Here is a 13,965-nt window from a genome sequence, read left to right on the forward strand (position 1 = left end):
GATGGCCAGGTTTGAACGGGCTGCACTGCTGAAGCGATTTCGCGAGATGGCAAAGCGCGGCGAGCCGATCGTCGGCGGCGGGGCCGGCACGGGTCTCTCCGCCAAGTGCGAAGAGGCCGGCGGGGTCGATCTCATCGTCATCTACAATTCCGGCCGCTATCGCATGGCCGGTCGCGGATCGCTCGCGGGCCTGATGGCTTACGGCGATGCCAACGCCATCGTGCTCGAGATGGCCGGCGAAGTGCTGCCCGTCGTCAGCAAGACGCCGGTGCTCGCCGGCGTCAACGGCACCGATCCGTTCCGCGACATGGACGTGTTCCTCGACCAGCTCAAGGCACTCGGCTTTGCCGGCGTGCAGAACTTTCCGACCGTGGGGCTGATCGATGGGACCTTCCGCGCCAATCTGGAGGAGACCGGCATGTCCTACGCACTGGAGATCGACATGATCGCCAAGGCGCGCGAGAAGGACATGCTGACGACGCCTTACGTCTTCAGCGAAAAGGAGGCGGCCGCGATGGCGATCGCGGGCGCCGACATCATCGTCTGCCACCTGGGGCTCACGACTGGCGGTACGATCGGCGCGCAGACCGCGCAGAAGCTCGGCGATTGCCCGGCGCACATCGACACCTGGGCCTCCGCCGCGCTCAGCGTCAACCCGGATATTCTGGTGCTCGCCCATGGCGGTCCGATCGCGGATCCCGCGGACGCCGATTTCATCATGAAGAACACCCGCTACTGCCACGGCTTTTACGGAGCCTCCTCGATGGAGCGCCTGCCCGTGGAACGGGCACTGACGGACCAGGTACGCAAATTCAAGGCGATCGGCGCGCGCTAACGCCGAAACGTTCGAGGGAGGGAAAGATGTCGGGGATTTTGGTCGGTGAATTGATCCTCTGGCTGATCGTCGCGATCATCGTGATCGTGGTTGGCGTCTACATCGTGAACTGGCTGTATCATCGCTCATCCAAGGAGGTCTCGTTCGTCCGGACCGGCTTCCTCGGCGAGCGCGTAGTGATCAATGGCGGCGCTTTCGTGCTGCCTTTCATCCACGACTATACGCCGGTCAACATGAACGTGCTGCCGATGGGGATCGTACGTTCAAGGCAGGACGCCGTGATCACTCGCGACCGCATGCGCGTCGACATCGAGGCCGACTTCTACGTCCGCGTGCAGCCGACCCGCGAAGCCGTCTCGATCGCGGCCGCCACGCTCGGCCGCCGCACCATGGAGCCGGAGCAGCTCCACACGCTGCTGGCCGGCAAGTTCATCTCCGCGATCCGCTCGGTTGCTTCCGAGATGACCATGGAGGAGATGCACGAGAGGCGCGGCGACTACGTCGCGCGCGTCAAGACCAATGCCGCCGAAGCCCTCGCTCAGAACGGCCTCGAACTCGAGTCGGTCGCGATCACCGATCTCGACCAGACTGACCTCGAATTCTTCAACCCCTCGAACCGCTTCGACGCCGAAGGTCTGACCCGGCTGATGGAGGACATCGAGGCCAGACGCAAGCTGCGCAACGACATCGAGCAGGACTCGATGATCAAGATCCGCTCGCGCAATCTCGAGGCCGAGCGGCAGGCACTCGAGATCGAGCGCGAAAGCGAGACCGCGCGCCTCGAGCAGGAACGCGACATCGAGATGCGCCGCGCGCTTCAGCGCACCGAGGTCGCCCGCGAGCGCGCGCTGCGCGAGACCGAGGCCGAGCAGGCTCAGATCGCGGCGCGTGAGGCCATCGAGAAGGCCCGCATCGCCAACGATCAGGCGATTGCGGAGGCCCGCATCGCCTCCGAGCGCGAGACACGCCAGAAGGAGATCGAGCGGACCCGGACCATCGAAGAGAAGGAGTTGCTCGCCCGCGAGGAGGTCGAGAAGACCCGGATCGCCAACCAGCGCTCGATCGACACCACGCGCATCGCCTCCGAACGCGAGGTGCGCCAGCGCGAGATCGAACGGATGCGCACTATCGAGGAGGCCGAGATCGCCGCGCGCGAGGCGATCGAAAAGGCCCGCATCCAGCAGGATCGCGTCGTGACCGACGCCCGCATCGCCAACGAGGAAGAGACAAGGCGCCGTGAGATCGAGCGCACGCGCGCCGTGGACGAGGCCGAGATCGCGGCACGTGAGGCCACGGAAAAGGCCCGCATCGCCCAGACCATGACGGTCAATGTGGAGCGCATCTCCTCCGACGAACGAACCCGCGCGCTGGAGATCCAGCAGGTGCGCACCATCCAGGAGGCCGAGATCGAGGCGCAGCGCGCGATCGAGGCCGCCCGCATCGCCCGCGAACGGACGCTTGCCGCCGAGCGCATTGCGGCCGAGCAAAACACGCGACAATTGGAGATCGATCGCAACCAGACCTTGGATATCGCCGGCGTCACCGCGCGCGAGGCGACGGAAGCTGCCCGTATCGCCCAGGAGGAGCGCGTCCGGTCGCTCGAGATCGCCCGCAACCGCGCTGTCGAGGAAGCCGACATCGCCTCCCGCGAGGCGATCGAGGCCGCACGCATCGCGCAAGAGAAGACCGTTGCTGCCGAGCGTATTCAGGCCGAGCGCGAGACCCGCGCGCTCGAAATCGAGCGGACCGGCATATTGGAGGCGGCCGAACTGAAGCGGCGCGACGCCATCGAGCGCCAGCGCATCGGCGTCGACCTTGCGCTCGAAGCCGAGCGCATCAACTCATCCAAGAAGCGCGAGGTGCTCAACATCGAGCAGAAGAAAGCAATCGAGATCGCCGACGAAGACCGCGTCATCGCGCTCTCAACCAAAAAGTCGGAGCGCATCGATGCCGACCGCCAGGTGAGGCAGGCCGAGATCGTCGCGCGCAAGGAGGTCGAAACCACGGATGTTTCGCGCGAGCAGGCGCTAGAGGCGGCCCGTATCGAGCGGCGTCGCGCGATCGAGCAGCTCGAAGTCGCCCGCGTGCAATCCTTGCAGGAAGCCGAGATTTCCTCCCGCGAGGAAGTCGAGCGCGCCCGCATTGCCTCCGACCGTGGCCTGGACGAGGCCCGCATCGGCCGCGAGCGCGAGCTGCGCAAGCTGGAAGTCAACCGTGAGAAGGAGGTCGAAACCGTCCTGATGGACAAGGCGATCGCCATCCATCAGAAGTCGCTGGAAGAGTCGGCTGCGCGGGCCGCCGCCGAGGAGGCCCGCGTGCGGGCGACCGAAGCCGCCGAACGCGTCGTTACGGCGCGGGAGAGCGAGATCGCCAAGCGGCGCAAGACGGTCGAGGTCCTGCTCGCCGAGAAGCAGGCCGAGGAGACGCGCATTGCCGCCGAGGCCGAACGTGTCCGTGCGGCCGTCGAGGCTGAGGCGCAGCGGATGCTCAACGAAGCCGAGAACGTACTGACCGATCAGGCGCGCTACTCGCTGTTCCGTCGCAAGCTGCTCGATCGGATCGAGGGCATCGTGCGCGAGAGCGTCAAGCCGATGGAGAAAATCGAGGGCATTCGTATCCTTCAGGTCGACGGCCTCAACGGCAACGGCCATGGCGGCGGCAATGGCGGCCGCAGCGCCACCGACGAGGTGATCGACTCGGCGCTGCGCTACCGCGTCCAGGCGCCGCTGATCGACTCGATCCTGTCGGACATCGGCGTCGAAGGCGGCAGCCTCGCAAAAATGCCGGGCCTGATCCGCGAAGCCCGCGACATGCAGGGCATCCGCGACTCCTCGCGCAAGGGCGCGAGTGGTGGAGGCGGCGACAAACCGGCCGCCTCGCCTGCGCCCTCTGAAGGCGAGCCGCCGGCCGAGCGCGGCCCGCGGAAGAAGAGCTGAGGTCTAGACCATGGCCCGCGTCTATGTCTCCACCGTCGTCAATGCGCGCAACGACCGCGTCTGGGCGCGGGTGCGCGACTTCAATGGCATGCCGAACTGGCATCCGGCAATCGCCGAGAGCCGCATCGAGGGCGGCGAGCCCTCGGACAAGATCGGCTGCGTCAGGGATTTCCGCCTGCGCAACGGCGACCGCATCCGCGAGAAGCTGCTCGGCCTCTCCGACTTCGACATGTTCTGTACCTACGCGATCCTGGAATCCCCCATGGGCGTCGAGAACTATGTCGCGACGCTGCGCCTTACGCCAGTCACCGACGGCGACCAGACCTTTATGGAATGGACTGCCGAATTCGACTGCGCGCCCGAGCGGGAGACCGAGCTCGTCAACAATATCGGCGGCGGCGTGTTCCAGGGCGGGTTCGATGCGCTCAAGCGCGTGTTCGGGGGCTAGCGGCATGCCGCACATCGTCAAAAGCACGATCCTGAACGCGCCGACCGACGCAGCCTGGGCTGTGCTGCGCGATTTCAACGGCCACGATCGCTGGCATCCGGCGGTCGCGACCTCGACGATCGAGCGCGCACACCCCTCCGACAAGATCGGCTGCATCAGGCGGTTCAAGCTGCAAGACGGATCGGAGCTGCGCGAGCAATTGCTGGCGCTCTCCGATCTCGAACAGACTTTCAGCTACTGCCTGCTCGATACTCCCATTCCCATGTTCAACTACGTCGCCCATGTCCGCCTGCTGCCGGTCACCGACGGCGACCGCACGTTCTGGCATTGGGAGTCGCGTTTCACGACGAAGCCGGAGGACGCGGCCCGCATCACCCACATGGTCGCCGAAGACATTTACCAGGCCGGCTTCGAGGCCATCCGCCGGCATCTGAAGGAGGCCGCGTAATCATGTCTGTGACTGTCAAGACTTTCACGAATTGCAGCGAGGCAGCGGCCGCACTGTCATCCGACCGCGGCGCGCGTTATCTCGGCGGCGGCACGCTGGTCATGCGCGCATTGAACGAAGGCGATGTTTCAATCTCCACCGTCGTGCGCGCGAGCGACCAGGCGTTGTCCCGGATCGACGCATCCGGCCCGCGAATCACGATAGGTGCCGGGGTAACTTTCGCCGGGATTCTGAGCGAGCGCGAACTTGCCTTCCTGCATACCCCTGCCCGCTCGATCGGCGGACCTGCGGTGCGCAACATGGGAACGGTCGGCGGCAATCTCTTCGCGCCCAATCCCTATGGCGATTTCACGGTCGCCCTCCTCGCGCTCGATGCCACTGTGGCCGTGCAAGGCGGCTTTGGCGCGCGCGATATCCCGATCGAAGAATTCCTGCAATCGCGCGAGCGGCAGGCCGGCACGCTGGTGCTGTCCGTTTCCTGCACCCGGCCCGCCGGCGCTGACGCCTTTCGCTATCGCAAGATCGCCCGCATCAAGCCCAAGGGCGGCTCCGTCATCACGCTCGCCGCGCATCTGCCCATTAGCGGCGGCCGCATCGCCGGCGCCCGCATCGCGCTGGGATCGATGGCACCGACGCAGATCCGGGCGCGCGCTGCCGAGCGCGCACTGGAGGGACGCATCCTCGACGCCGCCACCATCGCAGCCGCAGCCTCGGCGGCGAGCGAAGGGACGTCACCGTCCGACAATGCGCTCGGCAGCGCCTGGTATCGCCGAGAGATCGTCGGCGTGCATCTGCGCCGCCTTCTCTCGGGTCAGGAATAGACCGCCATGTCCAAGACGCCCCTGCAATTTCGTCATAACGGCCGCGACGTCGCGATCTTCGTCGATGGCGGCACCAATCTGCTCGTGGCGCTGCGTGAGCTGATCGGCGACATGACGCCGAAATTCGGTTGCGGCCAGGGCGGCTGCGGCACGTGCAGCGTGCTGGTTGACGGCGAGCTTCATCTCTCATGCCTGACGCTGGCGGAGACCGTCGCCGGCCGCTCCGTCGAGACACTCGACAGCCTGAAACAGGGACCGAACCTGCATCCGCTCCAGCGCGCCTTCGCGGATAATTTCGCCGCCCAATGCGGCTATTGCACGCCGGGCATGCTGATGGCCGCAAAGGCCCTGCTCGACCGTAATCCGCAGCCGAGCCGCGCCGAAATCGTGGAGGCCATCTCCGGCAACATCTGCCGCTGCACCGGCTACGAGCCGATCATCAATGCCATCCTCGCCGCCTCGGGCGGCCGGGCCAGCGCCTGAGGACATCTGTCATGCTGGAATTGCGCAAGGATATCTTCGCCGACGAGCGCGACGACAATCTCAAGGAGATCGGCAAGGGCACGCAGCGCCAGGACATGCTCGGCCATGTGACGGGCACCTCGACCTATTTCGGCGACCACAAGCTCCAGGGCCTGCTGCATTTGAAGGTGGTCCGGTCAACGCAGGCGCATGCGCGAATCCGCCGCATCGATACGACCGACGCCGAACGCTCCGCCGGCGTGCGCCGGATCATCCGCGGCGCCGACGTGCCGCGCAATCTCAATACACTTTTGAGCCTGATCAATTTCGGCAAGGACGACGAGCCCTCGCTGGCCGTCGACAAGGTCCGCTACAAGGGCGAGCCGATCGTCGCCATCGTCGCCGGCAGCGAACGTGAGGCCTTTGAGGCGATTGCCAAGGTGCGGATCGACTACGAGCCGCTGCCGACCGTATTCGACGTCGAGGACGCGCTGAAGCCCGGCGCGCCCGTGGTCAACGAGACCTATCCGAAGAACGCCTTCATTTACCACGACGTCTACGATCACCAGAGGCTCCGCTTCGGCGACGCTGATTCAACGCTCGCCACCGCCGATCACGTGCTCGAACAGCGCTACCAGATGTCGCCGATCGAGCATGCGCCAACTGAGACCAACGGCGCGATCGCGGCGCCCGACACCAACGGACGCTACATCGTCTACACCTCAACCCAGGCGCTGTTCTTCTCGGTCGATACATGCGCCAAGATCCTGGATGTGCCGTCCAACACCTTCCACTTCATCGGCGGCACCGTCGGCGGCGGCTTTGGCGGCAAGGTGGATACGTTGACCGAACCGCTCGCCATCCTCGGCGCGATGCTGACCGGGCGCCCCGTGCGCTACGTGTTCGGGCGCGAGGAGGAGATGCAATATGGCCCGCCGCGCGGCGCCGAGCGCATCTACATCAAGGACGGCGTGATGCGCGACGGCCGCATCGTCGCGCGAAAAATCCGCGCCTATTTCGACAGCGGTGCCTATACACGGCTGTCCAGCTATGCTGCCGTGAAGTGCGCCGCGCATCTGCCGGGGCCCTACACCATTCCGAACGTTTATGGCGACGTCTATTGCGTCTTCACCAACCGCACGCCGGCAACCGCGATGCGCGGCTTCGGCGTCACCGCGATGGATTTTGCCATCGAATGCCAGATGGATAAGCTTGCAAATCTCGTCGGCATGGATCCGATGGAGTTCCGCATCCTCAACGCCTATCGTGACGGCGACATGAAGGCGCATCGGCGCGAGGCCAAGAACACGGCGCTGATCGAATGCGTGCAGGTCGCCGCCGAGAAGGCGAAATGGCCGATCCGCGAGGAGTTCAGGCGCGCCTCCTCGCGTAAGGACGGCGGCGGCAGCCGCGCCATCATTCCGCCGACGCCGGCGGATTCGCGCACGCGACCGGCAGCCCCGGTTCAACAGCGCACGACCTATGACCGGCTTCCGCCCACCGTCACCCGCGAACCGCCGCGTGAGCCGCCGCCACCGACACCGCCGCCGCCCTCGCCGCGGCCGACAGCGCCCTCGCATGGGGCAACCCGCTTCTCCTCCGTCTTCGGCACCAGGAGGCGCTAGATGACCCGACATCGTGGACGCGGCATGGCGTCGATCAACTATCCCATCGGCATGAATCTCGGCGGCGATCCGAGCCAGGCGCTGGTCCATTCCAACCCCAGCGGCAAGTTCACGGTGGCGCTGTCCTCGATCGACCTTGGCCAAGGGATGAAGTCCGTGACCCGCCAGATCTGCGCGGAGACGTTAGGCGTGCCGGTTGAGGACGTCTATGTTGACACGGCTGATTCAGATACCGGCCCACATTGCATGGGCTCGTTCGCCTCGCGCGGCACCCACCGCGTCGGCAATGCAGTGATGGCCGCCGCCCGCGAGGCGCGAGGCGTGATGATGGAGGCCGCCGCCGAGGAGCTCGAGGTCAACGCCGCCGATCTAGAGACCGACGGGCGCGGCAACATCCACGTCAAGGGCGCGCCGCACCGCTCGATCTCGACCAAGGACGTCGCCATCGCGGCACAGTTCAGGCAGGGCAAGACCATCTCCGGCCGCGGCATTTTTCTGGTGCCGCTCTCCGGCGTCGACCCGGAGACCGGCGAGATGTCGCCTGCGACCTGCTACGCTCACGCTTGCCTCGTGGCCGAGGTCGAGGTCGACGACGAGACCGGCGAGGTCGCGATGTTGCGCATGGATTCTGCCTATGAGCTCGGCCGCGCGCTCAACCCGCGCCTGGTCGAGCAGCAGCTCGTCGGCGGCGCCTGGATGGGCGTCAGCCATGCGCTCTACGAAACGCCAGAGCCTTATTATCCCGATCCCGTGCACGGCCCGCGCGACTTCGTCGAATATCTGATGCCCGGGCCCGGTGACATCTGCCCGCACGACATCGCCGTGCTGGAGCGCCCCGCTCCCGATGGCCCGTTCGGCGCCAAGGGCCCCGGCGAGATGTGCGCCAATCCGGTGCTGCCGGCCATTGCCAACGCGATCTTCAATGCCGTCGGCGTGCGCATCGACGACCTGCCAATCACGCCTGAAAAGGTGCTGCGCGCGATCAAGGCCCAGGGCGGCGCGCGGCCGCAGGCGCGGCGCTGAGGTTTGCCGTGGCGGTTCGCAGCACCATCGTCGGCATCGACAGCCCCGAAGCGCTCGAGAAAGCGCTGCGCGCCGCCTATTACCTCGCCGACGAGGGGCTCGCGACCGCGGCCTATCTCGGCCTTGCGCTCGGCAAGCCATTGCTGCTCGAAGGCGCGCCGGGCGTCGGCAAGACCGAGGCGGCGAAAGCGATCGCCGCCGTGCTTGGGCGCCGCCTGATCCGCCTGCAATGCTATGAGGGCATCGACGCGTCCGCCGCGCTCTACGAGTGGAACTATCCGCGCCAGATGCTCGCGATCCGTCAGGCCGGCGACGAGAGCATCGACATCTATGGCGAGACGTTTTTGATCGAACGTCCCATGCTCGCCGCGCTGCGTGCGCCTGATTCCACCGTGCTGCTGATCGACGAAATCGATCGCGCCGACCAGGAGTTCGAGGCGTTCCTGCTCGAATTCCTGTCCGATTTCCAGATTTCCATTCCCGAGCGCGGCACGGTGCGCGCGGCCGAGCGGCCCGTCGTGGTGCTCACCTCGAACCGCACGCGTGACCTGCATGAAGCCTTGCGCCGCCGCTGCGTCTATCACTGGATCGACTATCCGACCTCCGAGCGCGAGGCGCGCATCGTGATGATGCGGGCCTCGAGCGTCGCCGAGGCAACGGCCCGTGCGGTCGTTGCCGCTGTCGGCAAGCTTCGGCGCGAGCCGCTGAGCAAGGCGCCGGGAATCGCCGAGGCCGTCGACTGGGCCGAGGCCGCGACGCTCCTTCACAAGGGCGGCGCGCGCTGGCCGGACGCGTTCAGGCGCTCGATCGGCGTGGCGCTCAAGGACGAGGAAGATTTGCACTTCATCTCGCCGCGGCTCGACGCCCTGCTTGCGGAGGCTTCCGCATGAGCACCGAACCGCAATTGCCGCGCGCTGTGCGTGTCTTCATCTCCTTCGTGGCGCTTCTGCGCGCCAACGGTTTTGCCGTTGCGCCGGAACAGACCACGTCTTTCCTCGCCGCGATCGAGCTGCTCGGCCCGCGCAGCCTCGACGACATCCGGCAGGCCGCCCTCGCGACTCTGGCGCCGCCGCCCGAACGCCGTGCGACATTCGACCGGCTGTTCGATCTGCACTTCCGCAGCAGCGAGGCGATCGAGCGCACGGACGAGGGTGAGGACGACGAGAGCGTGCGGCTGCAAGAGGAAGGCCGCGGCGACGAGGAACCGCTGCTGTCCGATGAAGCCAGCGAGTCCGGGCTGACCGCCACACGCGCCGAGGCCCTGGTCGAGCGGCGGTTCGCGGTCACCTCGAGCAGCGATGCACTGCGCCACTTGGCGCGCGAGGCGCCGAGGCGCCTGCCGAAGCGGCGCGGCCATCGCCGCATGCGCGCGCGCCGCGGGCCCTTTGCGGACCTGCGCCGCACGTTGCGCGACACCGTCCGCAGCGATGGCGAGATTTTGCGGCTCGGACACCTCAAACGGCGGCAGCGCCCGCGCAAATTCCTGCTCCTGATCGACGTCTCCGGCTCGATGAAGGCCCGCACCGAGGAGAACATGAAGCTCGCGCACGCGCTGGTGCAGGCCGCGCCTACTATCGAGGTCTTCACCTTCGGCACGCGGCTGACCCGCGTGACCCGCGCATTGCGCATCAAGCGCCGGGAGCAGGCGCTCAATGCCGCCGCGCATCTCGTCAGCGACTGGGACGGCGGCACGCGAATCGGTGACGCGCTGCAAGCCTTCCTCGCCGTGCCACGTTTCGGCGGCTATGCCCGTGGTGCCGCGGTCGTCATCGTCTCCGATGGGCTGGAGCGCGGCGAGCCCGACGCGCTGCGCGACGCCGTTGCGAAATTGTCGCGGCGTGCCTGGCGGGTGAGCTGGCTGACGCCGCTCGCAACAGGTGCCGGGTTTCGCCCGCAGACCGAGGCCCTGGTCGCCATCGAACGCTTCGTCGACGATCTCGTCGATGGTGGTTCGAGCGCGTCGATCGTCGCGCATGTGTTGGCGTTCGGACGAAGGAGAGCGGCGTGACCGGTATCGTCGACGGCCATCATCACATCTGGCGCCAGGCTGATCTGCCGTGGCTGACGGGCCCGATGCAGCCGCGCATCTTCGGCGCCTACGAGCCAATCCGGCGCGACTATCCAATTCAAGAATATCTCGAGGATCTCAAAGGCACCGGCGTCACCCGCTCGGTCTATGTCCAGACCAACTGGGCCATTGATCGCTTTGAGGACGAGACGAAGTGGGTGCAGCACACCGCCGATGAACACGGCTGGCCGCATGCCATCGTCGCCTATGCCAACTTCGCCGCAGACGACATCCGCCCGCAGCTCGACCGCCTGAAGCGCTATCCGCTGGTGCGCGGCGTGCGCATGCAGCTGCACTGGCACGAGAACCCGCTCTACCGCTTTGCGGCCCGGCCCGATCTCTGTCTCGACCCCATGATCCGGCGCAACATCGGATATCTCGCCGATTATGGCTGGAGCTTCGATCTCCAGGTGTTCACACCGCAGATGCCGGATGCAGCCAAGCTCGTCGAGACCTGCCCGAACGTGACTTTCATCCTCCAGCACGCGGGCATGCTGGAGGATCTTTCGCCGGCCGGCCGCGCCGCCTGGCGCGCGGGAATGGCGCGCCTCGCCGCATGTCCGAACGCGGTAACGAAGCTCTCCGGGCTCGGCACCTTCATTCACCGCAACGATGCCGCGCATATTGCGGCGGTGCTGACCGACACGGTCGCGATCTTCGGCGCCGAGCGCTGCCTGTTCGGATCGAATTTCCCGATCGAGAAATTGTGGACCAGCTATCGCGAGCTGATCGACGTCTTCCGCGCTGCCGCGGCGTCGCTGAACGCCGGGCAACGTGACGCAATCTTCGAGACAACCGCCGTGCGCGTCTATCGGCTCTGAGCGCAGAGGCGACGCAACGAACAGAGACAGGGAGGGGAACGAATGCCGCTGGAGATCAAGATCCTCGACTATGGCGATATCGAGCTGGAATCGAGCTTTCTGGTGCTCGGCCGCGACTGCGGCCGCACCCGCCGCGTCCTCACCCTCGGCTTCCTGATCCTCGGAGGCCCGTACCCGGTCGTCGTCGACACCGGTTACCGCTCCAACCAGATCATGGAAACGCTGGGCATGCGGGGCTTGCAGTATCACGAGCACATGATCGAGAACCAGCTCGCGCGCCACGGCGTGCGCATGGGCGACGTCCGCTTCGTCTGTCATACCCATCTGCACATCGACCATGCCGGCAAGGACGACCTGTTCCCGATGAACACGACGGTGGTCGTCAACCGCCGCGAGCTCGAATATTCGGTGTCCGGCCTGATGCATCCGCAATACCCGGCCCCCGACATCAAGCACCTGATCGACCGCCTGCACACCAAGAGCGCGCTGCGCTTCCTCGACCTCGAAATCACCGGTCCCATCGAGCTGATGCCCGGCGTCTATTGCGACGCCGCGAACGCGCACACCGAAGGTTCGATGAACATCATCGTCCACACTGCCGACGGCATCGCGACCATCTGCGGCGACGTGATCTATGATTTCAACGACCAGATCGTCACGCCCTTTCGCGAAATCCACGACTGGGAGCCGCGCACGACCGGCAATCACGGCACGACCAAGCGCGCCGAGAAGGCTGCAATCAAGAAACTCCTGAGTAGTTCGCGCTATCTGCTGCCGGTACACGACCGGCCCGCCAAGATCGAGGGCGGCAATGTCGTGGGACGGCTGCACGATCAGGTGCCCGGTCCGATCGTGCAGTCGCTGCCGCAGCGCAACTGGTTTCCGGCCTGATGAAACGAGGATCAAGCGATGACCCACGTCACCTTGCGCAGCGAATTCGAAACCCTGATCGACCCCTATGCGCCGGTCGGCCAGGTCGCCACGGGTTTTGACTTCACGGAAGGGCCGATCTGGCATCCGGTCGATCATTACCTGCTGTTTTCGGACATGCCGGGCGATGTGCGCCGCCGCTGGGACGCGCGGCGCGGCGTCGTCGAGGTCAGACGCCCCGCGAACAAATGCAACGGCATGACCTATGATGCCGAGCTGAACCTGATCGTCTGCGAGCACGCGACGTCCTCGCTCATTCGCGAACGGCCTGATGGCCGGCGCGAGGTGCTCGCCTCGCATTTTGGGGGTCAGGAGCTCAACAGCCCCAACGACGTCTGCGTGCACTCCTCAAGTGCGATCTATTTCAGCGACCCCTGGTATGGGCGCATGCCCGTCTACGGCGTCGAGCGGCCGCGGCAGCTCGGCTTCCAGGGCGTCTATCGCCTCGTGCCTGGCGGCGAGCCGCAGCTCGTGGTCGAGCGCACCCTGTTCGACCAGCCGAACGGGCTGTGCTTCTCGCCGGACGAGAAGCTGCTCTACGTCAACGACACAGTGCAGGCGCTGATCCGCGTGTTCGACGTTAGCGCCGACGGATCGCTCGGCAATCCACGCGTGTTTGCGAGTGGCATCAAGTCGGAGCTCGAACCCGGCGTACCCGACGGCATGAAGTGCGACCAGCATGGCAATGTTTGGGTCACCGCGCCCGGCGGCATCTGGGCCTACTCGCCGAGGGGGGAGCTGCTCGGCAAGGTCCGCGTACCCGAGCTCGTTGCCAATCTCGCCTGGGGCGGGCCGGATTTCCGCACGCTCTATCTGACCGCAACGCATTCGGTCTACGCGATCCCGACCAAGACGGGGCCGCGACACGAGCCCTATATGAGCGGCAAGCGCGGCGGCCCAGGCGCGAGTTCTTCCGCAGCCGCGCCGATCCTGACCGACGGCGAGCTGCGGCTTGACCCACAGCGCTGCGCCATGATCATCCAGGATCTTCAGAATGACGTCGTCATGGATGGCGGCGCCTTTGCCGAGTCCGGCGCCCCCGTTCATGCACGTCAGCAGAACGTGATCGAAAACGTGCGTCGGCTCGCGGAAGCCGCGCGCACCCGTGGCGTTGTCATCATCCATGTCTGGTTCGTGGTTGAGCCGGGCGCGCCCGGCGTCACGATGAACGCGCCGCTGTTCGAGGGGCTGGTCGACAGCAAGGCGATGGTGCGCGGGAGCTGGGGCGCCGCGCCCGTATCAGGCCTCGAGCCGCGGCCCGGCGATTTCGTGGTCGAGAAGATGCGCATGAGCGCATGGGAAGGCACGAAGCTCGAGACGATCCTCAAGGCGACGGGGCGCGACATGATCATCAACACCGGCGCCTGGACCAACATGTCGGTTGAACACACCGCCCGCACCGGTGCGGACAAGGGCTATTTCATGATCGTGCCGGAGGATTGCTGCTCGACCATGAACGCCGACTGGCACAACGCCTCCATCAACTTCGCCATGCAGAACGTCGCCGTCGTCACCAAGGCCGAGACCATCATCAGAGCGCTGGGATGA

The 13,965-nt window shown here is 66.0% G+C and carries 13 protein-coding genes; all 13 read left to right on the forward strand.

Annotation, left to right across the window (positions count from 1 at the left end):
- Position 1: 1 nt before the first annotated feature.
- The 13 genes from QA640_RS28500 to QA640_RS28560 are packed head-to-tail and all read left to right on the forward strand — an operon-like array spanning position 2 to position 13,965.
- Positions 2 to 835, forward strand: a complete 834-nt coding sequence (locus QA640_RS28500) for a phosphoenolpyruvate hydrolase family protein (RefSeq protein ID WP_283036194.1) — start codon at positions 2 to 4, stop codon at positions 833 to 835.
- Between the two features lie 26 nt (positions 836 to 861).
- Positions 862 to 3,771, forward strand: coding sequence for a flotillin family protein (locus QA640_RS28505; protein WP_283036195.1), 2,910 nt, complete (start codon positions 862 to 864; stop codon positions 3,769 to 3,771).
- A gap of 10 nt (positions 3,772 to 3,781) precedes the next feature.
- Complete coding sequence (locus QA640_RS28510) at positions 3,782 to 4,219, forward strand: SRPBCC family protein (RefSeq protein ID WP_283036196.1); 438 nt, start codon at positions 3,782 to 3,784, stop codon at positions 4,217 to 4,219.
- Between the two features lie 4 nt (positions 4,220 to 4,223).
- Positions 4,224 to 4,667 carry an SRPBCC family protein gene (locus QA640_RS28515; RefSeq protein WP_283036197.1) on the forward strand — a complete coding sequence of 148 codons (444 nt, stop codon included), beginning with the start codon at positions 4,224 to 4,226 and terminating at the stop codon, positions 4,665 to 4,667.
- Between the two features lie 2 nt (positions 4,668 to 4,669).
- Positions 4,670 to 5,488, forward strand: a complete 819-nt coding sequence (locus tag QA640_RS28520; RefSeq protein WP_283036198.1) for an FAD binding domain-containing protein — start codon at positions 4,670 to 4,672, stop codon at positions 5,486 to 5,488.
- Between the two features lie 6 nt (positions 5,489 to 5,494).
- Complete coding sequence (locus tag QA640_RS28525) at positions 5,495 to 5,971, forward strand: (2Fe-2S)-binding protein (RefSeq protein WP_027521176.1); 477 nt, start codon at positions 5,495 to 5,497, stop codon at positions 5,969 to 5,971.
- Between the two features lie 11 nt (positions 5,972 to 5,982).
- Positions 5,983 to 7,575, forward strand: coding sequence for a molybdopterin cofactor-binding domain-containing protein (locus QA640_RS28530; protein ID WP_283036200.1), 1,593 nt, complete (start codon positions 5,983 to 5,985; stop codon positions 7,573 to 7,575).
- Entirely contained in the window at positions 7,576 to 8,598 is a 1,023-nt protein-coding gene (locus QA640_RS28535) for a molybdopterin cofactor-binding domain-containing protein (protein WP_283036201.1), read from the forward strand.
- 8 nt (positions 8,599 to 8,606) lie between these two features.
- Positions 8,607 to 9,488: a MoxR family ATPase gene (locus tag QA640_RS28540; protein ID WP_283036202.1), complete on the forward strand. Its 882-nt coding sequence runs from the start codon at positions 8,607 to 8,609 to the stop codon at positions 9,486 to 9,488.
- Positions 9,485 to 10,606, forward strand: a complete 1,122-nt coding sequence (locus QA640_RS28545; RefSeq protein WP_283036203.1) for a VWA domain-containing protein — start codon at positions 9,485 to 9,487, stop codon at positions 10,604 to 10,606. The genes QA640_RS28540 and QA640_RS28545 overlap by 4 nt, the downstream gene beginning before the upstream one ends.
- On the forward strand, positions 10,603 to 11,487 hold the full coding sequence (locus QA640_RS28550; protein ID WP_283036204.1) for an amidohydrolase family protein: 885 nt from the start codon (positions 10,603 to 10,605) through the stop codon (positions 11,485 to 11,487). Before QA640_RS28545 ends, QA640_RS28550 begins: the two co-directional genes overlap by 4 nt.
- 42 nt (positions 11,488 to 11,529) lie before the next feature.
- Positions 11,530 to 12,378, forward strand: coding sequence for an MBL fold metallo-hydrolase (locus QA640_RS28555; RefSeq protein ID WP_283036205.1), 849 nt, complete (start codon positions 11,530 to 11,532; stop codon positions 12,376 to 12,378).
- Between the two features lie 18 nt (positions 12,379 to 12,396).
- Entirely contained in the window at positions 12,397 to 13,965 is a 1,569-nt protein-coding gene (locus QA640_RS28560; protein ID WP_283036206.1) for an isochorismatase family protein, read from the forward strand.

The sequence above is a fragment of the Bradyrhizobium sp. CB82 genome, from assembly GCF_029714405.1.
Lineage (GTDB): Bacteria > Pseudomonadota > Alphaproteobacteria > Rhizobiales > Xanthobacteraceae > Bradyrhizobium.